Genomic DNA, 22,633 nt, shown 5'->3' on the forward strand with positions numbered 1-22,633 from the left:
ACTGCACGATGAAAGACCTGGACGATATTTCCGCCGTCATGCACAGCCTGGGCGACAACGCCAAGGCCGCCGCCGCAGAGCTTGCCTTCGCCACCCCAAAATCCAAGACCGCCGCGCTTGAGGCTGCCGCGAAATCCGTCTGGGCCCGCCGCGCCGAGATCCTGGAGGCCAACGCCAAGGACATGGAGTTCGGCGCCGAGAAAGGCCTGTCGGCGGCCATGCTGGACCGGCTTCAGCTGACCGAAGACCGCATCAAGGGCATCGTCGAGGGGCTGCGGTCCGTCGCCGCGCAGACCGATCCCGTGGGCAAGACGATTGCCGAATGGGACATGCCCTCGGGGCTGAACATCCGCCGCGTCCGCACGCCGCTTGGCGTGGTCGGCGTGATCTATGAAAGCCGCCCGAACGTGACCGCGGATGCCGGCGCTCTGTGCCTGAAATCCGGCAACGCGGTGATCCTGCGCGGCGGGTCGGAAAGCTTCCACTCCTCGACCCTGATCCACGCCTGCCTTGTCGACGGGCTGAAACAGGCGGGCCTGCCCGAAGCGGCGATCCAGCTGGTGCCGACGCGCGACCGCGCAGCGGTGTCGGCCATGCTGACGATGACCGACCATATCGACGTGATCGTGCCGCGTGGCGGCAAGGGTCTGGTCGGGCTGGTCCAGCGCGAGGCCCGCGTGCCGGTCTTCGCCCACCTTGAAGGGATCTGCCACGTCTACGTCGATGCCAAGGCCGACCCGGCCATGGCGGTCGAGATCGTGCTGAACGCCAAAACCCGCCGCACCGGCATCTGCGGGTCGATGGAATGCCTGCTGATCGACCGCGCCTTCCACGAGGCCTATGGCACCATCCTGACCGAGGCGCTGGTCAAGGCGGGCGTTCAGGTGCGTGGCGATACCGATCTGGCCCAGACCGACGGCGTGATCCCGGCCGAAGACAGCGACTTCGGCAAGGAGTTCCTGGACATGATCTGCGCCGCGCGGATCGTGGACGGCGTGGACGAGGCGATCAGCCACATCCGCACCTACGGGTCCGACCATACGGATGCGATCGTCACCAACGACCAGCCGACGGCCGACCGGTTCTTCCAGCGGCTCGACAGCGCGATCCTGATGCACAACGCCTCGACCCAGTTTGCCGATGGTGGCGAATTTGGCATGGGCGCGGAAATCGGCATCGCCACCGGCAAGATGCACGCGCGCGGCCCCGTCGGGGCCGAGCAGCTGACCAGCTTCAAGTACCTGGTCGCGGGCAAGGGCACGCTGCGCCCGTAACCATCAGGATCAGGCGGGGAATCGGATCTCAACCGTTTCCCCGGCGTCCGCCACCTGCGCCCGTGTCCCACGGTCGTTCAGCAGCGCCGCCAGCAGCACGAACTGCACATGGGCGGGCAGAACCTCTGCGTCCCCGGACCCGCCGCACAGCTGCGTCCAAAGCGCCGGATCCGGCCGCGTCTTGTCGGCCGGGCCGCTGATGATCCAGCCTGCGCCGTCACGCTCGGCGCGGATCGTGCCGCCCCGTGGCATCGCGGCCTCAAGGCACAGGAACGCCAGGAACACCGCCTGCAACGACTGACGCGGACAGTCTTCGCCCCCGGCCCAGTCATAGCGCACGCGGCCCGCCCGCCCCATGTCGTCCAGAATCGACTGGATCTCGGCCCGTCCGATGCTCTGGCCGCCCGCCATGCCGAAAGCGACTCGCATGAAACGGATCCGGGCCGAGGCATTGGCGACGCTTTCCTCGATCAGCGTCAGCTCCGGGCTCTTGCGCCCCTCCATCGCCAGCAGTTCGATGCCGTTCTGGATCGCGCCCACGGGCGAAATCAGATCATGGCAGATGCGCGACCCTATCAGAGTGGCAAGTGATTGGTTAGACTGGCTCATGCTATCCTCTTCATGATCAGACAGGCGTCCCGCATGACCGACCTTAACTCTCTTCTCGAACCGGGGATGCGCGTGACGCACCCCGATCAGCCCGACTGGGGCGTCGGGCAGGTACAATCCAACATCGGCGGGCGCATCACAGTCAACTTTCCCGAGGCGGGCAAGGTGGTGATCGACGGCCGGTACGTCGCGCTGATCCCGCAGTTCGGCTGACCTGCGGGGGCGTGGCGCCACTCTGCCTCACAGAACCTTTCGTTAAGGTTAACGAAACATGCACCTGCCGGGGATTGCGCTTGGCCCGGCCTATCCCGTACACCTCCGCCACCATGGAAAGCAGACCCGCCCGGATGCCCGCACCCGCCCCGGACTTCACCACCCGACTTGCCCGGACCGAGGCAGAGCTGCGCGCCGCGCAGCACCTGCGCTATCAGGTCTTCGTGCGCGAACTTGGCTCGGACGGAGAGATGGTGGATCACGAGGCCGAGCTTGAGCAGGACCGCTTCGATCCCTACTTCGACCACCTTCTGCTGATCGACGCGACGCGGGGCGATGACATCCGCGATCAGGTGGTGGGCGTCTATCGGCTGCTGGACGAAGACGGCGCGGCCAAGGTCGGCCAGTTCTATTCCGAGGATGAATACGACCTGACCGTGCTGCGCCGCTCGGGCCGCAAGTTGTTGGAACTTGGCCGATCCTGCCTGCACCCCGACTATCGCGGCGGTACCGGCATGTTCCACATGTGGCAGGCGCTGGCGGACTATGTGAGCGAACGGGGGATCGAGATCCTGTTTGGCACCGCGTCCTTCCACGGTACTGACATCGACCAGCTGGCACCATCCCTGTCGCTGCTGCACCATCGCCATCTCGCGCCCGAGGACCTGCGCGTGCGCACCCAGCCCGCCGCCTTCCAGCCGATGGACCTTATCCCCGAAGGCCAGCTGGACCGCCCTGCGGCCATGCGTGCAGTCCCCTCTCTGATCAAGGGCTACCTGCGGCTGGGCGGTTTCGTGGGCGAGGGTGCCTTTGTCGATCACGCCTTCAACACCACCGACGTCTGCCTTGTCCTCGACACCCGGCAGATGAGCGCGGCGCAGTCCCGCATCTATGGACGCGGCCAATGACCTGGGATCCGGATACCGCGCCTTACCCGGACTTCCCGCTGGACCGTGGCACATGGGTCCGCTTCTGGCTGCGGGCCATTCCTTTCGGCACGATCTGCTTCGGCACCCTCGCCATCCTGCTGATCCTGCGCCAGCCCGAACGCTGGATTTACGGCGTAAGGCGGCCCTTCACGCCCTACCTGACCCAGTTCGTCTGTCGCATGTTCTTCGTGATCTCGGGCATCCGGTTTTCGCACCACGGCAAGCCCATGCCGGAACACGGCGCCATCGTCGCCAACCATTCCTCCTGGCTTGATATCTTCACCCTGCATGCGGCGAAACGGATCTATTACGTCTCGAAGGCCGAGGTGCGGGGATGGTTCGGCATAGGATGGCTGGCCAGAGCCACGGGAACCATATTTATCAATAGGGTACGGGCAGAAGCTAAGGTTCAGGAGGAGGTTATCCGAGATCGGTTAACCATTGGCCATAAGCTGTTGTTTTTCCCCGAAGGAACATCGACCGACGCGCTGCGCGTGCTGCCCTTCAAGACGACGCTCTTCGCCGCCTTCTTCCATCCTGACTTACACGATAAGCTGAAGGTCCAGCCGGTCACCGTCATCTACCGCGCCCCCGAGGGGATGGAGGACAGTTTCTATGGTTGGTGGGGCGACATGGGCTTTGGCTGGAGCCTGGTGCGCGTGCTGGGCGCGCGCCGTCAGGGTAGTGTCGAGGTGATCTATCACACGCCGCTTGCGGTCGCGGATTATCCGAACCGCAAGGTCATGGCGAAGGCCTGCGAAGACATCGTGCGCGGCGCCATGCCGACCGAGCGGCAGATCACCTAGTCCAGCGGGGCCAGCAATTCGGCCAGCGCGGCCGCCGGGTCGTCGGACTTCCAGATTTCGGTGCCGATGCCGAAGAAGTCGGTCACGGGCCCCAGCTTGGCCGTCAGCGCGGCGGTCAGTGCGCCTTCGGCGACGACCGGCACCTCGATCATCTGCGACCACCATTGGAACAGCTCGAAGTCCGCTTGTTCGCCGTCTACCAGCGCCGATGCGCCTACCGGGCCGAAGCTGACATAATCCGCCCCGGCTTCGCCAGCCGACATGCCGTCGTGGCGCGACACGCCGCAGAACGACCCGACGATGGCATCCGCGCCCAGCTGCTTGCGCGCCTTGCGGACCGATCGCGACCCATCGGTCAGGTGCACCCCGTCCAGCCCGTGACGTTCCGCCAGCAGAATGTGGTTGTCGATCACCAGCGCCACGTCGCGCTGATGGCAGACCTCGCGCAGGGTATCCGCCGCGCGCGCAATGTCGCCCTCGTCATGCGAGGCCAGCGCAAGCCGCACGCAGGCGATGTCGCGGGCATCCAGCACGCGGCCCAGGTCCTCCGAAAAGCTGCTCAGCTCGAAATCGGGGGGCGAGATCAGGTAGATCTGCGGCTGTTCGTCCTGCGACATGGGGAATCTCCGTCAAGTTGCGGCGGTATACCTGCGAAAGGGGTAGGGCGCAAAGACTTGTTCCCGGGGGGCACCGGCGCTAACAGGCAGCAGCCAGAAGGAGTTTCCATGTCCCAGCCCGTCTTTGTCCTTGTCCGTCCGCAGATGGGGGAAAACATCGGCGCCGCGGCCCGCGCCATGTGGAATTTTGGCCTTGACCGGATGCGGCTCACCACGCCGCGCGACGGCTGGCCCAACCAGAAGGCCGTCGCCATGGCCAGCGGCGCCGGACGCCTGCTGGACGAGGCCGGGCTGTTCGACAGCACCGCTGCCGCATTGGACGACCGCACCCATGTCTTTGCCACCACCGCACGGCCCCGGGGCCTGACCAAACCCGTCGTCACCCCCGAACGCGCCATGCAGATGGCGGCCGAGATGATCGGACGCGGCGACAAGGTCGCGGTCATGTTCGGCCCCGAACGCGCGGGGCTTGAAAACGACGACATCGTGCGCGCCAACACCATCATCAACGTGCCGGTGAACCCTGATTTCGCGTCGCTCAACCTCGCGCAGTGCGTGCTGCTGTGCGCCTATGAATGGCGCCGCCAGACGGTCGCGGTCGAGCCCGAACGCGTCGACATGGCCGGCACCGACTGGGCCACCGGGATCGAGGTCGAAAAGCTGGCCGAACATTACGAGGACCGGCTGGACGACGCGGGCTTCTTCTTTCCCGACCACAAGGCCGAGACGATGAAGCTGAACCTGCGCAACCTCTGGTCCCGGATGCCGCTGACCACCGCCGACGTGCAGACGCTGCATGGGGTGATGCGGCAGATGGTCCGCTGGAAGAACCGCAAGGACTGATCGACTGGACGGCGAAGGGTCCGACCACTACCTTCCCGGCGACTGACCAAGAGGCAGAAGATGGCTGAAAAACGCAAGCTGTTCGAAGAGGTCCAGACGGACCAACGCCCTGAAATCGCGACCGGAGGCATCGACCGTGCCCACCGCGGCGCCCGTGGCGCGATCCGCATCTGGCTTATGATCCTGTTCGCGCTCGTCGTGATCATGATCGCCGTGGGCGGCCTGACCCGGCTGACCGACAGCGGGTTGTCGATCACCGAATGGCGTCCGCTGACTGGCGCGTTGCCCCCGATGAATGACGCCGACTGGCAATCGGAATTCGCCAAGTACCAGGAAATCCCCGAATTCAAGGTCCAGAACGCCTGGATGGGGCTTGAGGATTTCAAGTCGATCTACTGGTGGGAATGGGGCCATCGTCAGCTGGGGCGCGTGATCGGGTTGGTCTGGGCCATCGGGTTCTTCGGATTTCTGGCGTTGCGGAAAATTCCGACCGGATGGACCGGTCGCCTGCTGGGCATCGGTGCGCTTGGCGGGCTTCAGGGCGCGATTGGCTGGTGGATGGTGCATTCGGGCCTCAGTGGCGCGATGCTGGACGTCGCCTCCTACCGGCTGGCGACGCACCTTGGGCTGGCCTTCATCATCCTTGGCTTCATCGCGTGGTACGTTCTGATGCTGGGCCGGTCCGAGCGTGACCTGATGCAGGCGCGGCGGTCGCGCGATGCCAAGCTTTTCTCGCTTGGCACCGGCTGGATGCACTTTGCCTTCCTGCAGATCCTGCTGGGGGCTCTGGTCGCCGGGATCGACGCGGGCCGCAGCTATACCGACTGGCCGACCATGGGCGGCGGGTTCTTCCCGCCCGACATGATGTCACTGGAACCGGCATGGCGGAACTTCCTTGAAAATCCGGGACTTGTGCAGTTCATCCACCGGATGTCCGGCTATCTGCTACTGGCCTTCGGGATCATGATCTTCGTCAAGTCCCGCCGCGCCGCGAACCGGGTGACCGGCGGCGCCTTCACCGTCGCCTTCATCGCGCTGCTGGGGCAGGTCGCGCTTGGGATTTACACTGTAATCTCGGCCGCGCAGATGCACGTCGCCCTGACGCACCAACTGTTGGCCGTTGCGACCTTTGTCCTGATCCTGCGGGCGCGGTTCCTGGCCGCCTATCCCGTTCCCCAATCTGTCCGAGGCTGATCCATGACTGCACTTTCCGATCTTCTGGAATTCCAGAAAGAGACCGAGGCGCTCGCCGCCATCGCCGGTCGCCTCGAATGGGATCAGGAAACCATGATGCCCCGTGGCGCCGCTGAACAGCGCGGAGAGGAACACGCCGCCATCCAGGGCGTGTTGCACGCCCGCCGCACCGATCCGCGCATCGCCGACTGGCTGGCCGCCAGCGACGGGGCCGAGATGACGCAGGCGCAGGCCGCCATGTTGCGCCACATCCGGCGCGATTACGACAAGACCCAGAAGGTCCCGGCCAAGCTGGCGGCGGAACTGGCCCGCGTGACGTCTGTGGCACAGGGCAAATGGGCTGCGGCGCGCGCTGCGGACGACTTCAAGGCGTTTCTGCCGATGCTGGAACAGGTCGTCGCCCTCCGGCAGGAGGAAGGCCAGGCGCTGGCGGACGGCGGGGATGTCTATGACGCGCTGCTCGACAATTACGAAGCCGACATGACAGCGGGCCGGCTGGACGCCATGTTCGGCGAGATGCGCCCGCGTCTGACCGCACTGCGGGAAAAGGTGCTGGCGCAGCCCGAACCCAAAGGGCTGACCGGCACGTTCGATGAGCAGGACCAGGTGGCGCTGGCCACCACGCTGGCCTCGACCTTCGGCTACGACTTCACGCGCGGGCGGCTGGACCGATCGGTCCACCCGTTTTCATCGGGCGGCGGGTCGGATGCCCGTATCACCACGCGCACCAGCGCCGAGGATCCGTTCAACTGCCTTTATTCCACGATCCACGAGGTCGGCCACGCCTGCTATGAACAGGGCATCGACCCGGCGTACCTGTTCACGCCGCTCGGGCAGGGCGTGTCCATGGGCGTGCACGAAAGCCAAAGCCGGATCTACGAGAACCAGCTGGGCCGCTCGCGTCCCTTCACCTCGTGGATGTTCGGTGAGATGACCCGCACCTTCGGCGACATCGGCGTGTCGGATGCGGACGCCTTCTATGCCGCCGTGAACCGTGTGCGTAAGGATTTCGTCCGCACCGAATCCGACGAACTGCAGTACAACCTGCACATCATGCTGCGCTTTGACCTGGAACGCGCGATGGTCAGCGGTGATCTGAAGCCTGCCGATCTGGAAACCGCCTGGAACGACCGGTTCAAGGCCGACTTCGGCTATGACGTCCCGCGCGCCTCGCTTGGCTGTCTGCAGGACGTGCATTGGTCGGTTGGTCTGTTCGGCTACTTCCCGACCTATTCGCTTGGCAACGTCTATGCGGGCTGCCTGAACGCGGCGATGCGCACGGCGATCCCGGATCTTGACGACCACCTGGCCAAGGGCGACACCACGCCTGCCACCACCTGGCTGCGTCAGAACGTGCAGACGCACGGCGGGCTATATCGCCCGGCCGAGGTGATCGAGAAAGCCTGCGGGGCCGCGCCGACGGCCGCCCCGCTGCTGGACTATATCGAGGCCAAGTTCACCGACCTCTACGGTCTTCAGTAACCGTCGAACACACCCTGGCTGTGGCGGCGCGAGAACGTGGCGCCACGGCCGAAGTTGATGTGATAGCCAAGGGTGACCACGGATTCGTCCAGGTTCGTCCGGCCATAGGTCAGGGCCAGCTTGGTATCGTTGGCAAAGCGGTAATCGCCGCCGACATAGACGATCGACTTGGACCCGCCCGGCAGGCCGCTTTCGCTGTGGCCACCGCCGAAGATCCCGAAACCGCCCCAGTTGTCCGGTGCATAGGCCATCTCGACCCCGAAGCGTTCGCCGTCGAAGGTCGACGCCCGGTCATTGCGATAGGCGGCATAGACCTCGGCCATGAACGGACCCGAGGTATAGGCGGCTTCGACCCCGAAATAGGCATAGTTGCCGGGACGCTGGTCCTCTCCGGTCAGGAAGGCGCCGATGGCCCAGTCATCGCTCGGCGCATAGTAGACATGCAGGCCCGCGGTCGGCTGGGTCGAGGTGACCTGTTCATATTTGCCGACACTGATATCCAGCTGCAACCCGACGCCATTGTCGAAGGTCGTGCCAAGGGAGGTCGCGATATGCTTGAAATTTCGGCTTTTGTCGATGTTCCGGCCCAGCTCGAAGCTCAGGTTCCCGTTCAGGGTATTCTCGGCCAGCGCGGGCGTCGCCACCACTCCGGTCATCGCAAGTGTCACGGCAGACACACCACACATCAATTTCTTCATCAGAAGTCCTTTCGAAACCACATTTATTCGGGTCCTACGAAAAACCGGTCAGATCCGGCCGGGTTCCGCCGATCACCATAATGCCATGGAACTGTGGCATTCGGGATGACAAGTGATGTCCAAAAAAATTGGGTCGGCGTCAAGGCCGACCCAGTCTGCTAAGGGTTTGGCGGTGGTGCCACCAATATTACAGGTATCAGACCACCCGTTGCGACGTAGCGTCGGAGAGTAGACCGGGCGGTCTGTTTTGACCCCGAAGGGAGGTCCGGCCTCTGGCTTGGCTGGGCGGAACTTGGGTGGAGACCGCCGTGGCGCGCTTTAGCAAGGCCAGTGTCGCACGGAAGACGCGACATGACTCATGTTCTACACGCTGAGGTTGATCATGCAACCTGTGCGAGAGCAAAAGCGGGCCTCCGACACAAAGACATGGAAAATGCGATCAATGTGACGCCGCTTGGCGTCACATCGGGTTAAAGGTCCTTGCAGGCGTCGAAGGCGGCGGTGGCCCAGTCGATCACGGCCTGAAGCAGCGGATCGTGGCGCCGCGTCTCGTGATAGCACAGGTACAGCGCGGTTTCGTTGTCCGGAGACTCCGCGTCATACAGCGCCATCTTCGGCTCGATCGCCGCGCAGATGTTCAGCGTCAGCCCCGGCAGCCCCGTGATGCGCATCGCTTCGGCCACGTCATGCAGCGTTTCCACCCGCAGCGATGGCGGACGACCCATCAGCGTGATCGCCTGCTGCATCGGCGCATGGGCGTCATGGTCGCGTAGAAGGCCGATCCAGGGACCGCCGCGTTCCGTGCCGGGCAGGGCGTAGACGTTGGAATGCACCTTGCCGATCGGCTTGACGATCAACCGCCCCTGCTGGGGCCGGATCGGCGACACGATCAGGTCGTTCTCGCCAAGCGTTTCACGATACGTCTGCGCATGCAGGTTCAGCCGAATGCCGGGGTGCTTTTTGACAAGGTCCGCCGCATAGGGATAGAGCACGCCGTTCGCCAGCGATCCGGGCATCCCGATGGAAATCGTCCCCTCAAGCTGCCCGCCCTTCATGTCGTTGGCGTTCAGATAGCTTTCGATCTCACCCTCGAAGCTCGACACGCTGGCCAGCAGCGGACCGATGGCCTCGCTTGCCACCCAGCCTTCCGGCGTCTTGTGGAAAAGCTCGTGCCCCAGGGCCTCGGCCAGGCGCGCAAGGCGGCGGGACACGGTGGCGGGGTTGGTATCCAGCAGACGCGACGCCGCGCTCATGGATCCGGTCTTGTGGACCGCCATGAGGTAGCGCAGGTCATCCCAGTTCTGGACCCGTGAGTCTTTCCCCTTCAGCATCAGCTTTCGCCCGTCTCGCTGTCGTCCTCGTCTCCCTGATCGGCAATCCGGGCCACCGAGACGACTGTTTCATTCTTACCGGTGTTGAACACTCGCACCCCGCCGGCACTACGCGACCGGAAGGAAATTCCGTCGACCGGCACGCGGATCGACTGTCCCTTGGACGTCGCCAGCATCACCTGGTCGTCCATCTCGATCGGGAAGGCGGCGATCAGTGCACCGGTGCGCATCGACTTTTCCCAGGCCGTCACGCCCATGCCGCCGCGACCGCGAACCGGGTAATCATGAGACGAGCTTACGTGGCCCGCGCCGCCTGCGGTGATCGTCAGGATCAGCGTCTCGGCCGCCGACATCTCGGCATAGCGGTCCTGGGGCAGCGGCATGTCCGCGTTGCCCTCTTCCTCGTCACCGACCTGTTCGACGTCACCCGCCATGGCGCGGCGCATTTTGAGGTACGACGCGCGTTCGTCGGATTCCGCGCTGAACGACGGCAGCACGAACATCGAGGCGACTTCGTCATTCTCGTTCAACCGCACGCCCCGCACACCGACCGACGAGCGGGAATTGAAGACGCGCACATCATCCGCACGGAACCGTATGGCCCGCCCGGACTGGGTGAACAGCATCACGTCGTCCTCGGGGCCACAGATCGCGGCGTTGATCAGGCGCATCCCTTCGGAATCGCCTTCGAACTTCATCGCGATCTTGCCGTTGCGCATGACGTTGGTGAAATCCGACAGCGCGTTGCGGCGCACGGTCCCGGCCGAGGTGGCAAAGACGATCTGCAGATCGCCCCATTCCTCTTCGGCGCGGTCCACCGGCATGATCGCGGCAATCGACACGCCCGTCGGGATCGGCAGGATGTTCACGATTGCCTTGCCCTTGGACGTCCGGCCGCCAAGCGGCAGGCGCCAGGTCTTGAGCTTGTAGACCATCCCGTCCGTGGTGAAGAACAGCAGCTGCGTATGGGTGTTGGCGACGAACAGCGACGTGACCACGTCGTCGTCCTTGGTCGCCATGCCGGAAAGCCCCTTGCCGCCGCGCTTCTGGCTGCGGAAGTCCTCAAGCGGGGTGCGTTTGATATAGCCGGACTGGGTGATCGTCACGACCATCTCGGCGCGCTCGATCAGGTCCTCGTCTTCCATGTCGCCGGACCAGTCGACGATTTCCGTACGGCGGGGCACGGCGAACAGGTCTTTCACCTCGGTCAGCTCGTCCGAGATGATGCCCATGATCCGCTCGCGCGAGCCGAGGATTTCAAGGTATTCCTTGATCTTCCCGGCCAGCTCTTCCAGCTCGTCCGTGACCTCTTTCACACCCAGCTGCGTCAGGCGCTGCAGGCGCAGTTCCAGGATCGCACGGGCCTGGGTTTCCGACAGGTTATAGGTCCCGTCGTCGTTCATCGTGTGGGTCGGATCGTCGATCAGCCGGATATAGGCGGCGATGTCGGCGGCGGGCCAGGCCCGGGTCATCAGCTTTTCACGCGCTTCGGCAGCATCGGCCGAGGCCCGGATGGTGGCGACGATCTCGTCCACGTTCGACACGGCGACCGCCAGACCGCACAGGATATGCGACCGTTCCCGCGCCTTGCGCAACAGGTAGGCGGTGCGGCGGGCAACGACCTCTTCGCGGAACTTGATGAATTCCGACAGGAAACCATACAGCGTAAGTGTCTCGGGCCGACCACCGTTCAGCGCCAGCATGTTGCAGCCGAAGGACGTCTGCATCGGCGTGAAGCGCCACAGCTGGTTCAGCACCACGTCGGGCGTCGCGTCGCGCTTCAGCTCGATCACGACGCGCACGCCATGGCGGTCGGATTCGTCCTGCACATGGGCGATCCCGTCGATCTTCTTCTCGCGGACCTGTTCCGCGATCTTCTCGATCATCGCGGACTTGTTCACCTGATAGGGGATCTCGTCGATGACGATGGCGTAGCGTTCCTTGCGGATCTCTTCGACATGCTGCTTGCAGCGGATGATCACAGACCCGCGGCCTTCGGTATAAGCCTTGCGCGCACCGCCACGGCCCAGGATGATGCCACCCGTCGGGAAATCCGGCGCCGGGACATATTCGATCAGCTCTTCGACTGACATGTCGGGGTTCTGGATCAGCGCCAGCGTCGCATCGACCACTTCACCCAGGTTGTGCGGCGGAATGTTCGTCGCCATGCCGACCGCGATACCGCCGGCCCCGTTGACCAGCATGTTCGGGAAGCGGGCGGGAAGGACAACAGGTTCGCGGTCCTTGCCGTCATAGTTCAGTTCGAAATCGACGGTGTCCTTGTCGATGTCTTCCAGCAGGTAATTCGCCGCCTTGGCCATCCGCACTTCGGTGTAACGGAAGGCCGCGGCCTTGTCCCCGTCCATCGAGCCGAAGTTGCCCTGACCGTCCAGCAGCGGCAGCGACATCGAGAAGCTTTGCGCCATCCGAACCAGCGCGTCGTAGATCGCGGAATCACCATGCGGGTGATACTTGCCCATGGCGTCCGACACGGGCCGCGAGGACTTCCGGTAGGGCTTGTCGAAGGTGTTTCCGACCTCGCTCATCGCGTAAAGGATGCGCCGGTGCACAGGTTTCAGGCCGTCGCGCAGGTCGGGAATCGCCCGCGCCACGATGACCGACATCGCGTAGTCGAGGTAGGAATTGCGCATCTCGTCGGTGATCGACACCGTCGGGCCATCATAGGCCGGGCGCTTGATTTCCTCGTCGTTCTCAGGGGGTTCGGGCGTGTCCGTCACTTTGGGTGCCTTGTATCGCGCAGCTTCTATATGTTGTTGATGCGGACTATAGCACCCACGCTTTCTTGGGTGCAATCCCAACCCTGCAATTGTGTTGGCACTCAATCCGGTCGGTGGATAACAATCTGTTTTTGTTGATTTTTAATCCGCTTATGGGATCATTTTGGGACCAACCATGAAAAGAGGGTCCCATATGGCGATGAGCGACACGGAAATGATGCTGCGCGGCTATGGTCTGACGACCGCCGAACTCTTCTACCGGATGCCCGATTACCAGCACGTACTGAACAGTTTCATCTGGCAGGATTACGATCTGGCACCCGACCATCCCAAGCTCTTCAAGTTCATCGAATTCTGGCAGGACGAGATCGAAGGCCCGCTGCATTCCGTCCGCTTCACGCACCGCAAGCAGATCTCGCCCGGCGAATGGCGCAACTGCGTGGGCGAGCTGACGCTGCACTGACGGGCAGGGTGCCAGGCGCCCACCACATGATCGCATCGCTCTGCGCGGGTTAATGGACGCAGGCCGCCGCGCGATTGCGGCGCCGTGATCCGTCACGCGGGTCAGGTCACGCCGCGCAGCTTGCCCCGCCCAACACGCAGAACTTTGCGCAATGTGGATGGTTCAGGGCCACGCTTTGCCCGATCTGCGGCGCGGTGCCGCCCATGTCGAACTGCGGGTCATAGGGCAGCAGGGTGCAGGCGGCAAAGCTCAGGCCCTCGCCCTTGCGCTTGACCAGCATCCGCGACGTGGCGCACATCACGTCCGACGGCGCCTTGCCCAGGATGCCCCAGCAGGCGGTCGTGATCTCGGGCACTTCTGCGCTCAGGTCCATCTCCGGGAAGACCATGCATTGCGCGGGGTTGGTCGCGTCGATGGCAAAGCCTTCGGCCTCGAACAGCGCCGCATAGCCCGCACGCAGATCGGCCTCGGTCTCGCCCGAAAACCCGCGCCCTGCCACGTGCATCTCGACCCCAAGGTCGCGCAGCCAGCGCATGCCGGTCAGGCTTTCGCCAAAGGCACCGTCGCCCCGTTCCGCGTCGTGCACCGGGGCGGTGTAATGGTCCAGCGACACCCGCAAGGCGACCCGGCCCGGATGGTCCGCCTGCCAGCGCGCAACCGCATCCCGGCACCGGGGCCGCATCATCGGCTTCATCGCGTTCGTCAGGATCAATACCCTCAGCCCGCGCGCCAGAACCGCGTCGACCATCTGCGGAAACTGCGGGTTCAGGAAGGGCTCGCCCCCGGTGAACCCGATCTCGACCACCGGATGGCCCTGCGCCAGAACGTCGTCGATCGCCGCATCGACCTCCTCGGCCGTCAGGTAGACCAGCGCGTCATTGGTGGGCGAGCTTTCGATGTAGCAGTGCGAACAGGCGATGTTGCACAGCGTGCCGGTGTTGATCCACAGCGTCGTGATCCCGGTCAGCGCGACGCTCGCCCGCGCCTCGCCCTTGGCTGTCACGAAAGGGTCGCGGAACTTGCCGATATTGGCGTCGATCTGGTCTTTCATGCGGGCTCCGTTCCGAAAAATCCGTGGCTCACACAGGTCTAGCGGCTGGACATCGGCGGGGCAAACCCTAGGCTCCCCATTGCCGTTGTTGTGATGCGTCTCAAGTTGTGTTAGCGCAAACATCAACTGGACACCGAAGGAAAGCGCCCGTTATGGTTTCACGCGTCATCCCCGTAGATCCCTTTGATCTGGTCGTCTTTGGCGGCACCGGTGATCTTGCCCGTCGCAAGATCCTGCCCGCGCTTTTCCGCCGCTTCTGTTCCGGCCAGATGGAGGGCGGATCGCGCGTCATCGGCGCGGCCCGTTCGGATCTGAGCGCGGATGACTATCGCAAGATGGTGGCCGAGGCGATCGCCGAATTCAACACCTCCACCACCTGCGAGGCCGGCACGATCGAGGCCTTCCTGAGCCAGGTCGATTACGTCCATATCGACGCCATGGGCGAAGAGGGCTGGCAGACGCTGGCCGACATGATGAAGCCCGGCAAGATCCGCGCCTATTACTTCTCGGTCGCGCCCAGCCTCTTCGGGCCGCTGGCGGAACGTCTGCAGGCGCATGGCATGGCCGACGGCGAAAGCCGCATCGTGGTCGAAAAGCCCTTCGGTCGCGATCTGGAAACTGCCCGCACGCTGAATGACACGCTGGCCAAGTATTTCCACGAAAGCCAGATCTACCGGATCGACCATTACCTGGGCAAGGAAACCGTCCAGAACCTGATGGCCGTGCGCTTCGGCAACATGCTGTTCGAACCGCTGTGGAACGCGCAATACGTCGATCATATCCAGATCACCGTGGCGGAAACCGTGGGTGTCGGGGGCAGGGGCGAATACTATGACCGCTCTGGCGCGATGCGTGACATGGTGCAGAACCACATCATGCAGCTGCTCTGCCTCATCGCGATGGAGCCGCCGGCGAAATTCGACCCCGACGCAGTGCGCGACGAGAAGCTCAAGGTGATCCGCGCCCTGAACGAGGTCACGCCGACGGATATCGTGCGCGGCCAATACGCGCGTGGCGAAGGCGACAGCGACTATCGCGACGACGTGGAAAACCCCAAGGCCACCAGCGAAAGCTTCATCGCCCTGCGCGTCGGCATTTCGAACTGGAGATGGGCCGGCACGCCCTTCTACCTGCGCACCGGCAAGAAGCTGAAGGCCCGGTCAAGCGAGATCGCGGTGATCTTCAAGGAAACTCCGCATTCGATCTTCGGACCCGAGGCCGGGCGTCACCGCAATATCCTGACCATCCGCCTGCAGCCGAACGAGGGCATGGATCTGGACGTGACGATCAAGGAACCGGGGCCGGGCGGGATGCGCCTGATCGACGTGCCGCTCGACATGACCTTCGCCGAGGCGCTTGGCCCCGATGGCGAAGACGTACCCGACGCCTACGAACGGCTGATCATGGACGTGATCCGGGGCAACCAGACGCTGTTCATGCGCGGCGACGAGGTCGAGGCCGCCTGGGCCTGGACCGATCCGATCATCCAGGGCTGGGAAAAGCGCGGCGACCGGCCCGTGAGCTATGAGCCCGGCACCTCCGGCCCCGAGGACGCGCTGGAACTGATCCACCACGACGGCCGCCGCTGGCGGGAGATCCGGACATGAACTGGACCGACTATCCCGACCGCGAGATCCTGGCGCTCGACCTGGCGGAAACGCTGGCCGACGCGCTGAACGCCGCCCTGCGCAACAAGGATCGCGTGACCCTTGCCGTGCCCGGTGGCACGTCCCCCGGCCCGGTCTTCGATGCCTTGTCGCAGGTGCATCTGCCCTGGGACCGCGTCACCGTCATGCTGACCGATGAAAGATGGGTGCCCGAATCCTCTGACCGGTCGAACACCGCGCTGCTGCGGCGCACGCTGCTGACCGGGCAGGCGGCGGCGGCGACCCTGCTGCCGTTCTATGCCGACACCGACACGCCCGAGGAAAGCCTTGATGCGCTGTCCGCCCGGATCGCCGAGGCGCTGCCGATCGATGTCATGCTGATCGGCATGGGAGCCGACATGCACACCGCCTCGATCTTCCCGGGCGCCGACCGGTTGGATGACGCGCTGTCCGACGACGCGCCGGTGCTGCTGCCAATGCGGGCGCCGGGCGCACCGGAACCGCGCGTGACCCTGACCGCGCCGGTCCTGCGTGACGCGATGGACATTCACCTGCTGATCATGGGGCCCGACAAGAAGGCCGCCATCGAGACCGCGCGCCGCCTGCCGCCCTCCGAGGCGCCGGTGGCCGTGCTGCTCGACGCCGCGCAGGTGCATTACGCCGACTGACGAAAGGGCTTTCGACCATGTGGGACGACATTCAGGCACGCGGCCAGGCTGCGTTGGATCGCGACATTGCAGCTTTGTTGGAAACGGACAATCGGATTGCCGATTTCTCTGTCGAATTTCAGACCATGATGTTCGATTATGCCAAGACGCAGATCGACCCTGCCGACCGTGACGCCCTGATCGCCCTGGCGCGCGAAGCACAGGTCGAAAAACGCCGCGATGCCATGTTCGCGGGCGCGAAGATCAACGAAACCGAAGGCCGTGCGGTGCTGCACACCGCCTTGCGCAACCTCTCGGCCACGCCTGTCATGGTGGACGGGGCGGATGTCATGCCCGGCGTGCTCGACACGCAGTCGCGTATGGAGGATTTCGCCACCTCTGTGCGCAGCGGGACCTTCACCGGTGCGGGCGGCAAGATCACGGACGTGGTCAACATCGGCATCGGCGGGTCGGACCTTGGCCCCGTGATGGCCTATGCCGCGCTGGCGCCCTATGCCGATGGCCCGCGCATCCACTACGTGTCCAACGTCGACGGCGCGCATATCCACGACACGCTCCGGGGCCTCGACCCCACGACCACGCTGGTGATCGTCGCCTCCAAGACCTTCACCACGATCGAGACGATGACCAACGCCGAAACCGCCCGGCGCTGGATGGCCGACAAGGTCACCGACCCCGCCGCGCAGTTCGCCGCCCTCTCGACGGCTGCCGATCTGACGGCAGACTTCGGGATCGACGACACCCGCGTCTTCGGGTTCGAGGACTGGGTCGGCGGGCGCTATTCCATGTGGGGCCCGATCGGCCTGTCGCTGATGATCGCCATCGGCCCCGACAACTTCCGCGACATGCTGGCCGGGGCCGAGGCGATGGATCAGCATTTCCGCACGGCGCCGCTGGCCGACAACATGCCGGTGATGCTGGCGCTTGTCGGCATCTGGCACAACCAGGGGCAGGGCCACGCCACCCGCGCCGTGCTGCCCTATGACCAGCGCCTGCTGCGCTTGCCCGCCTACCTTCAACAGCTTGAGATGGAGAGCAACGGCAAGTCGGTGTCGATGGACGGCCAGTCGCTCCCCGTCCATTCCGGCCCCGTCGTCTGGGGCGAGCCCGGCACCAACGGCCAGCACGCGTTCTATCAGCTGATACACCAAGGCACCCGGGTCGTGCCTTGCGAATTCATGGTCGCCGCCAAGGGGCACGAACCCGATCTGGCGCATCACCACGCATTGCTGGTCGCCAATTGCCTCGCCCAGTCCGAAGCCCTGATGCGCGGCCGTTCGCTGGACGAAGCCCGCGGGATCATGGCCGCCAAAGGTCTGACCGGCGACGAATTGGACCGCCAAGCCCGCCACCGTGTCTTCCCCGGCAACCGCCCCTCGACCACGCTGATCTATCCGCAGCTGACCCCGAACGTGCTGGGCCAGATCGTGGCGCTCTATGAACATCGCGTGTTTGTCGAAGGGGTGATCCTCGGCATCAATTCCTTCGACCAATGGGGGGTCGAGCTGGGCAAGGAGCTGGCGAAATCGCTGGCCCCGGTGCTGAGCGGCGAGGAAAGCGCCGCAGGCAAGGATGCCTCGACCCGCGCGCTGGTGGATTACGTGCAGCGCCACAGCTGAGGCCGTCGAACAGGCCTGACAACATCACGAAGGGCAGCGACGACCCGGGGTGGCGCAATAGCGCCGCCCATGGGGCGGGTCGGCGCTGCCCGGCGGTGCCGCCGGGCGGGACATCACCTCATCAAATCGCACTGGATATAGTTGCCACCCGGGTCGCATGCCTGCCATCAGACCAGCACGCCAAGCGCAGCACCCCCTCCAATCGCGACGCAATCCCCTCCCCCTGCCAGGGGGAGGGCTAGGGAGGGGGTCATCACAATCAGGGAGGGGGGCATTACGGTCAGAGAGGGGGTCACCCCCGCGGAATATCAAACCCCGGCGCGGCCAGCTCGAACCCCTCGAACCGGAAACCGGGCGACACGGTACAGCCCACCAGCGTCCAATCGCCAAGCGTCTCGGCCGCCTGCCACCAGTCCTTGGGCACGATCCCCTGCGGCCGCGCACCACTGGCCAGATCCGGCCCGAGGACCAAGGCCTCCGCCGGTCCGGCCTCTGTCTCGGCCATCATCAACCGCAGCGGCGCGCCCGCGTAATGGTGCCAGATCTCGACCGCATCGACGCGGTGCCATTGACTCCGCTCGCCGACCTTCAACAGGAAGTAGATGCAGGTGCCCGCAGGCCGGCCCCCGGACCCATCATCAATCCAGGTCTGACGATAATGGCCGCCCTCGGGATGCGGCTGCAGGTCCAGCAGGGCGATGATCTCCTCGGCGGTCACAGCTCTTTCCCGTAGAACCGGACCAGATCGCCGAAGCCCTCGGGAAGGTCGTAGAACGGCTCCCAATCGGTGAAGCCCAGCTTTTCATACAGCGCGATCGCCTCGACCAGCCGGACAAGCGTGTCCAGAACCATCACCCGATAGCCGTCCGCCTTGGCCTGCGCCATCGCGGCGGCAAAGATCTGACGCGCCGCCCCATGGCCGCGCGCGGCTTCGGCGGTGAAGACGCGCTTGATCTCGCAGGTCTCGGGCCCGACCCGATGCGTCATGCCGCAGCCGACGACATGCCCGTCAAGTTCGGCCACGAAGATCGCACCATCGGGGCGCGCGTGTTTCTCGGGCAGGGCGTGCAACAGGGCCTCGTAGTCGGCCTCGGCATAGTAGTTGGCCAGGATCTCGGGGCGGTCGGGCAGGCGGTCGACAAGCACCTGCCGGTAATCGCGGCATAGGTCCCGGATGGCGGCCATGTCGGCCGCGCTGGCGGCCTGTCGGATGATCAGATTGGACATGGCCGCAGATTGCCGAAGTGCCCGCCGGGCGCAATGGCAAAGCCACGCGGCGCAGCAAAAAGGGGCCGCCGGACGGCAGCCCCCTGTACCACAGCGCCTGCGCCTTACTTTAGGATCGAACGCCCGGCGTATTCCGCCGCTTCGCCAAGCGATTCCTCGATGCGGATCAGCTGGTTGTACTTGGCCAGCCGGTCCGACCGCGCCAGCGACCCGGTCTTGATCTGACCGCAGTTGGTGGCCACGGCGAGGTCGGCGATCGTCGCATCCTCGGTCTCGCCCGAGCGGTGCGACATCACGTTGGTGTAGCGCGCACGATGCGCCATATCGACGGCGCGCAGGGTTTCGGTCAGCGACCCGATCTGGTTGACCTTGACCAGCATCGAATTCGCGACGCCCTTCTGGATCCCCTCGGCCAGACGCGCCGGGTTGGTCACGAAGAGGTCGTCACCGACCAACTGCACCTTGTCGCCCAGTTTGTCGGTCAGCAGTTTCCAGCCGTCCCAGTCATCTTCCGAACAGCCGTCCTCGATCGAGATGATCGGATAATCGGCACAGAGCGCGGCAAGGTAATCGACGTTTTCCTCGGCCGACAGGGTCTTGCCCTCGCCCGAGAAGACGTACTTGCCGTCCTTGAAGTACTCGGTCGCGGCACAATCCAAAGCCAGGTAGATGTCCTCGCCGGGCTTGTAGCCGGCCTTTTCGATCGACTTCAGCACGAAATCCAGCGCGTCGCGGGTCGAGGCCAGTTCCGGCGCAAAGCCGCCCTCGTCACCCAGGCCGGTGGACATGCCGGCCGCCGACAGCTCTTTCTTCAGGACATGGAAGACTTCCGAGCCCATGCGCACCGCATCGCGGATATTGTCAGCCGCAACCGGCATGATCATGAATTCCTGGATGTCGATCGGGTTGTCGGCATGTTCGCCACCGTTGATGATGTTCATCATCGGCACCGGAAGCACGCGGGCCGAGGTGCCGCCGACATAGCGGTAAAGCGGCTGCATGGTGAAATCCGCCGCCGCCTTGGCCGCGGCCAGCGACACGCCGAGGATGGCGTTGGCGCCCAGACGGCCCTTGTTCTCGGTCCCGTCCAGTTCGATCATCGCCATGTCGAGGTCGATCTGGTCGGTCGCATCCATGCCCAGCAGCTCTTCGGCGATCTCGCCGTTCACGGCCGCCACGGCCTCGAGCACGCCCTTGCCGCCATAGCGGCTTTTGTCGCCGTCCCGACGTTCGACCGCCTCGTAGGCCCCGGTCGAGGCGCCCGAGGGAACGGCCGCCCGGCCCATGGAGCCGTCTTCGAGGGTCACGTCGACCTCGACCGTCGGATTGCCGCGGCTGTCGACGATTTCGCGGGCGTGGATGTCGATGATGGTGCTCATGGGGAAACTCCCGTGCGGAATGGCTTTGGCCCGGCTTGTAAGCGTCGGTTTTGGCTTTGGAAAGGGCGCGATTGGACGTTTGCGCAAACAAACCCCGCCCGCGCCGGGTCAGGCGGTGCGGCGGGCCAGGCGGCGTTCCCGAACGAAGGTGTAAAGCCCTGATCCGATGATGATTGTCGCCCCCACATAGGTGGCAAGGTCCGGGCGTTCGCCCAGTACCAGCATCCCGAGGATCAGCGAAAACACCAGCCGGGTATAGCGGAAGGGCATGATCGCCGACACGTCACCGACCCGCGTGGCCAGCACGATGGCATAATAACCGGCCGTGCCGAAGGCCACGGCCCCGATCAGCCGCAGGATCTGCGGCGTGGCCATGCCGACCAGGTGGTCCCCCCGGATCCACATCAGCACGGGCGCGATCACCACCAGTGCGGCGAACCCGTAGAAGGCCACCGTGACCGAATGCAGCCCGTCCGGCAGGCGGCGCGACGCCAGATCCCGCGCCGCGATCGCCACCACGGCGCCCAGCACGAAGAGCGCCTCGGGGCGAAAGCCCTCAAGCCCCGGGCGGATGATGATCAGCACGCCCAGGAACCCGATGCCGATCGCGCTCCACCGCCGCCAGCCGACGGTTTCGCCCAGGAACACCGCCGCCCCGAAAGTGATCGCCAGGGGCGTTGCCTGGAACACCGCCGCCACGGTCGAGAGCGTCACCAGCGACAGCGACGTGATGAAGAAGAGCGCCGCGAAGGATTCCGCGCCGGTGCGGATGACGAAGGCGGCCGAGCGCATCTGCGGCACCCAGAGCCGATGCCCCTGCGCCACGGCGATCGCGCCAAAGACCCCCATCCCGCCAAGTCCCAGCATCAACAGCGTCTGGCCCGTGGGGATATCGACCGTCATCAGCTTGATAAGCAGGTCCTCGATGGCAAAGGCGGCCATCGAAAAGATCACAAGGGCGATGCCGTGAAGGGATGTCATGGGGATCCTGCAAGGTTTGCCCCGCCTTACGCGCGGCGATCGGAAAGGGGAAGGGGGAGGGGACCGCTTTTTGTCCGCCGGTTCGAATGGACGGAGTTGCGGGGATTGGGGGTCGCGGACGCTCGATTGCGCCGCTGTTGCCTCACGAGGTCGGATGCGCCGGTCGCGAGGAGCTAAGTCTTCCTCGCAGTCGAGGTCACAACCCCTTGCGCGCCCAGCTTTCCCAGACAAAGTGATAATTCCAGGCGCAATCGTGTGTTTCGGACAGGGCGGCACGGATCCGGTCCCGCTGCGCATGTGCATCCGTCACGAAGTCATGAAACTGGATCTGAAGATGGTCGATCTTCGCGATCAGACCGGTCTCGATCAGATGCGGCAGGACGTCGAACTCACCGCCTTCGATGTTGATCTTGAGAAGGTGGATATGATCCACCCCAAGCTCGGCAAAGACATCGGCAAAGCGGCGGATCTGCACGGTTTCCCCGGTCAGATTACGGGTCTTCTCGGTCACCACAGACGACGCATCCGCATCATCCGTCAGTGTCAGCGTCCCATCTGCAGAGCCAAGGCCATAAGCGTGGCAGTGCACCTCTGGCGTTGTCCGGAACCGATCAACACAGGCCGCATGGAAGGTCAGCGAGGGTTCGAACAGATGGACCGTTGCACCGAACTTACCATGTACGTCCGACGCAAAATCCCCAAGGTAGCCGCCCAGGTCGAAGACCACCGCATCACGCGGCAGGTCATAATCCAACCGCAGGTCCCGACCCCGGTTATCCCGCTTCCACGCCCGATAGGCCAGGACGCGCGGATCTTTGGCCACGTGGGTAAGCCACAGTTTCCGGACTGCGATGACCGGTTCGGACAGCAGACGTCGCAGACGATGCGACAGGGATTTACCGGC

The 22,633-nt window shown here is 64.5% G+C and carries 22 protein-coding genes; 11 read left to right on the top strand and 11 right to left on the bottom strand.

Annotated features, from left to right (window positions below):
* Positions 1-8 precede the first annotated feature (8 nt).
* On the top strand, positions 9-1,274 hold the full coding sequence (locus E4S58_RS06760) for a glutamate-5-semialdehyde dehydrogenase (protein ID WP_136635558.1): 1,266 nt from the start codon (positions 9-11) through the stop codon (positions 1,272-1,274).
* 9 nt (positions 1,275-1,283) lie between these two features.
* Here E4S58_RS06760 and E4S58_RS06765 read toward each other — a convergent pair whose 3' ends face one another.
* A complete protein-coding gene (locus tag E4S58_RS06765) occupies positions 1,284-1,883 on the bottom strand; it encodes a histidine phosphotransferase family protein (protein WP_136635559.1) in 600 nt (199 codons plus the stop codon).
* Between the two features lie 33 nt (positions 1,884-1,916).
* Between E4S58_RS06765 and E4S58_RS06770 the strand changes: the two genes are divergently transcribed.
* The 3 genes from E4S58_RS06770 to olsA all read left to right on the top strand — a co-directional run bounded on the left by E4S58_RS06770 (position 1,917) and on the right by olsA (position 3,831).
* Positions 1,917-2,096, top strand: a complete 180-nt coding sequence (locus tag E4S58_RS06770) for a DUF3553 domain-containing protein (RefSeq protein WP_136635560.1) — start codon at positions 1,917-1,919, stop codon at positions 2,094-2,096.
* Between the two features lie 134 nt (positions 2,097-2,230).
* Complete coding sequence (gene olsB, locus E4S58_RS06775; RefSeq protein ID WP_136635561.1) at positions 2,231-3,004, top strand: L-ornithine N(alpha)-acyltransferase; 774 nt, start codon at positions 2,231-2,233, stop codon at positions 3,002-3,004.
* The gene (gene olsA / locus E4S58_RS06780; protein ID WP_136635562.1) at positions 3,001-3,831 is read left to right on the top strand and encodes a lyso-ornithine lipid O-acyltransferase; all 831 of its coding nucleotides are present in this window, start codon (positions 3,001-3,003) and stop codon (positions 3,829-3,831) included. The genes olsB and olsA overlap by 4 nt, the downstream gene beginning before the upstream one ends.
* On the opposite strand, the gene E4S58_RS06785 is transcribed toward olsA, so the two are convergent.
* On the bottom strand, positions 3,828-4,448 hold the full coding sequence (locus E4S58_RS06785) for a thiamine phosphate synthase (protein ID WP_136635563.1): 621 nt from the start codon (positions 4,446-4,448) through the stop codon (positions 3,828-3,830). The genes olsA and E4S58_RS06785 overlap by 4 nt on opposite strands.
* 108 nt (positions 4,449-4,556) lie before the next feature.
* Between E4S58_RS06785 and E4S58_RS06790 the strand changes: the two genes are divergently transcribed.
* Genes E4S58_RS06790 through E4S58_RS06800 form a run of 3 tightly spaced genes read left to right on the top strand, consistent with a single transcriptional unit; the run spans position 4,557 to position 7,967 of the window.
* Complete coding sequence (locus E4S58_RS06790; RefSeq protein WP_136635564.1) at positions 4,557-5,291, top strand: RNA methyltransferase; 735 nt, start codon at positions 4,557-4,559, stop codon at positions 5,289-5,291.
* 60 nt (positions 5,292-5,351) lie between these two features.
* Complete coding sequence (gene ctaA, locus E4S58_RS06795; RefSeq protein ID WP_136635565.1) at positions 5,352-6,485, top strand: heme A synthase; 1,134 nt, start codon at positions 5,352-5,354, stop codon at positions 6,483-6,485.
* A 3-nt stretch (positions 6,486-6,488) separates the two neighbouring features.
* Positions 6,489-7,967, top strand: a complete 1,479-nt coding sequence (locus E4S58_RS06800; RefSeq protein WP_136635566.1) for a carboxypeptidase M32 — start codon at positions 6,489-6,491, stop codon at positions 7,965-7,967.
* Here the strand turns inward: E4S58_RS06800 and E4S58_RS06805 are convergent.
* The 3 genes from E4S58_RS06805 to gyrA form a co-directional block, all read right to left on the bottom strand.
* Positions 7,961-8,665, bottom strand: a complete 705-nt coding sequence (locus E4S58_RS06805) for a hypothetical protein (protein ID WP_136635567.1) — start codon at positions 8,663-8,665, stop codon at positions 7,961-7,963. The genes E4S58_RS06800 and E4S58_RS06805 overlap by 7 nt on opposite strands.
* Positions 8,666-9,135: 470 nt before the next feature.
* Positions 9,136-9,996: a LysR family transcriptional regulator gene (locus E4S58_RS06810; RefSeq protein WP_136635568.1), complete on the bottom strand. Its 861-nt coding sequence runs from the start codon at positions 9,994-9,996 to the stop codon at positions 9,136-9,138.
* Positions 9,996-12,734 carry a DNA gyrase subunit A gene (gene gyrA / locus E4S58_RS06815; protein ID WP_136635569.1) on the bottom strand — a complete coding sequence of 913 codons (2,739 nt, stop codon included), beginning with the start codon at positions 12,732-12,734 and terminating at the stop codon, positions 9,996-9,998. The genes E4S58_RS06810 and gyrA overlap by 1 nt, the downstream gene beginning before the upstream one ends.
* Positions 12,735-12,927: 193 nt before the next feature.
* Between gyrA and E4S58_RS06820 the strand changes: the two genes are divergently transcribed.
* Positions 12,928-13,197 carry an usg protein gene (locus tag E4S58_RS06820; protein ID WP_136635864.1) on the top strand — a complete coding sequence of 90 codons (270 nt, stop codon included), beginning with the start codon at positions 12,928-12,930 and terminating at the stop codon, positions 13,195-13,197.
* A gap of 106 nt (positions 13,198-13,303) precedes the next feature.
* Here the strand turns inward: E4S58_RS06820 and E4S58_RS06825 are convergent, their stop codons facing one another.
* Positions 13,304-14,248 (bottom strand): radical SAM protein, encoded by a 945-nt coding sequence (locus E4S58_RS06825; protein ID WP_136635570.1) that lies wholly within the window; start codon positions 14,246-14,248, stop codon positions 13,304-13,306.
* A gap of 152 nt (positions 14,249-14,400) precedes the next feature.
* On the opposite strand from E4S58_RS06825, the gene zwf reads away from it, so the two are divergent.
* Genes zwf through pgi form a run of 3 tightly spaced genes read left to right on the top strand, consistent with a single transcriptional unit; the run spans position 14,401 to position 18,142 of the window.
* Entirely contained in the window at positions 14,401-15,855 is a 1,455-nt protein-coding gene (gene zwf, locus E4S58_RS06830; protein WP_136635571.1) for a glucose-6-phosphate dehydrogenase, read from the top strand.
* Positions 15,852-16,523, top strand: coding sequence for a 6-phosphogluconolactonase (gene pgl, locus E4S58_RS06835; protein WP_136635572.1), 672 nt, complete (start codon positions 15,852-15,854; stop codon positions 16,521-16,523). Before zwf ends, pgl begins: the two co-directional genes overlap by 4 nt.
* A gap of 17 nt (positions 16,524-16,540) precedes the next feature.
* Entirely contained in the window at positions 16,541-18,142 is a 1,602-nt protein-coding gene (gene pgi / locus E4S58_RS06840; RefSeq protein WP_136635573.1) for a glucose-6-phosphate isomerase, read from the top strand.
* Between the two features lie 292 nt (positions 18,143-18,434).
* Here the strand turns inward: pgi and E4S58_RS06845 are convergent, their stop codons facing one another.
* The 5 genes from E4S58_RS06845 to E4S58_RS06865 form a co-directional block, all read right to left on the bottom strand.
* Positions 18,435-18,860 (bottom strand): cupin domain-containing protein, encoded by a 426-nt coding sequence (locus E4S58_RS06845; RefSeq protein WP_136635574.1) that lies wholly within the window; start codon positions 18,858-18,860, stop codon positions 18,435-18,437.
* Complete coding sequence (locus E4S58_RS06850) at positions 18,857-19,522, bottom strand: GNAT family N-acetyltransferase (RefSeq protein ID WP_338101523.1); 666 nt, start codon at positions 19,520-19,522, stop codon at positions 18,857-18,859. Before E4S58_RS06850 ends, E4S58_RS06845 begins: the two co-directional genes overlap by 4 nt.
* Positions 19,474-20,748 (bottom strand): phosphopyruvate hydratase, encoded by a 1,275-nt coding sequence (gene eno / locus E4S58_RS06855; protein WP_136635576.1) that lies wholly within the window; start codon positions 20,746-20,748, stop codon positions 19,474-19,476. The genes E4S58_RS06850 and eno overlap by 49 nt, the downstream gene beginning before the upstream one ends.
* A 108-nt stretch (positions 20,749-20,856) precedes the next feature.
* Positions 20,857-21,729, bottom strand: coding sequence for a DMT family transporter (locus E4S58_RS06860; RefSeq protein ID WP_136635577.1), 873 nt, complete (start codon positions 21,727-21,729; stop codon positions 20,857-20,859).
* A gap of 196 nt (positions 21,730-21,925) precedes the next feature.
* Positions 21,926-22,552: an FkbM family methyltransferase gene (locus E4S58_RS06865; protein ID WP_169052613.1), complete on the bottom strand. Its 627-nt coding sequence runs from the start codon at positions 22,550-22,552 to the stop codon at positions 21,926-21,928.
* Between the last annotated feature and the right edge of the window lie 81 nt (positions 22,553-22,633).

The organism is Pseudooceanicola onchidii (assembly GCF_004959925.1).
Classification (GTDB): domain Bacteria; phylum Pseudomonadota; class Alphaproteobacteria; order Rhodobacterales; family Rhodobacteraceae; genus Pseudooceanicola; species Pseudooceanicola onchidii.

Bases quoted from the DNA above. Each gene is read 5' to 3' on its own strand.
- E4S58_RS06760 (WP_136635558.1), top strand. From the start codon at position 9: ATGAAAGACCTGGACGATATTTCCGCCGTCATGCACAGCCTGGGCGAC.
- E4S58_RS06765 (WP_136635559.1), bottom strand. From the start codon at position 1,883: ATGAGCCAGTCTAACCAATCACTTGCCACTCTGATAGGGTCGCGCATC.
- E4S58_RS06770 (WP_136635560.1), top strand. From the start codon at position 1,917: ATGACCGACCTTAACTCTCTTCTCGAACCGGGGATGCGCGTGACGCAC.
- olsB (WP_136635561.1), top strand. From the start codon at position 2,231: ATGCCCGCACCCGCCCCGGACTTCACCACCCGACTTGCCCGGACCGAG.
- olsA (WP_136635562.1), top strand. From the start codon at position 3,001: ATGACCTGGGATCCGGATACCGCGCCTTACCCGGACTTCCCGCTGGAC.
- E4S58_RS06785 (WP_136635563.1), bottom strand. From the start codon at position 4,448: ATGTCGCAGGACGAACAGCCGCAGATCTACCTGATCTCGCCCCCCGAT.
- E4S58_RS06790 (WP_136635564.1), top strand. From the start codon at position 4,557: ATGTCCCAGCCCGTCTTTGTCCTTGTCCGTCCGCAGATGGGGGAAAAC.
- ctaA (WP_136635565.1), top strand. From the start codon at position 5,352: ATGGCTGAAAAACGCAAGCTGTTCGAAGAGGTCCAGACGGACCAACGC.
- E4S58_RS06800 (WP_136635566.1), top strand. From the start codon at position 6,489: ATGACTGCACTTTCCGATCTTCTGGAATTCCAGAAAGAGACCGAGGCG.
- E4S58_RS06805 (WP_136635567.1), bottom strand. From the start codon at position 8,665: ATGAAGAAATTGATGTGTGGTGTGTCTGCCGTGACACTTGCGATGACC.
- E4S58_RS06810 (WP_136635568.1), bottom strand. From the start codon at position 9,996: ATGCTGAAGGGGAAAGACTCACGGGTCCAGAACTGGGATGACCTGCGC.
- E4S58_RS06820 (WP_136635864.1), top strand. From the start codon at position 12,928: ATGGCGATGAGCGACACGGAAATGATGCTGCGCGGCTATGGTCTGACG.
- E4S58_RS06825 (WP_136635570.1), bottom strand. From the start codon at position 14,248: ATGAAAGACCAGATCGACGCCAATATCGGCAAGTTCCGCGACCCTTTC.
- zwf (WP_136635571.1), top strand. From the start codon at position 14,401: ATGGTTTCACGCGTCATCCCCGTAGATCCCTTTGATCTGGTCGTCTTT.
- pgl (WP_136635572.1), top strand. From the start codon at position 15,852: ATGAACTGGACCGACTATCCCGACCGCGAGATCCTGGCGCTCGACCTG.
- pgi (WP_136635573.1), top strand. From the start codon at position 16,541: ATGTGGGACGACATTCAGGCACGCGGCCAGGCTGCGTTGGATCGCGAC.
- eno (WP_136635576.1), bottom strand. From the start codon at position 20,748: ATGAGCACCATCATCGACATCCACGCCCGCGAAATCGTCGACAGCCGC.
- E4S58_RS06860 (WP_136635577.1), bottom strand. From the start codon at position 21,729: ATGACATCCCTTCACGGCATCGCCCTTGTGATCTTTTCGATGGCCGCC.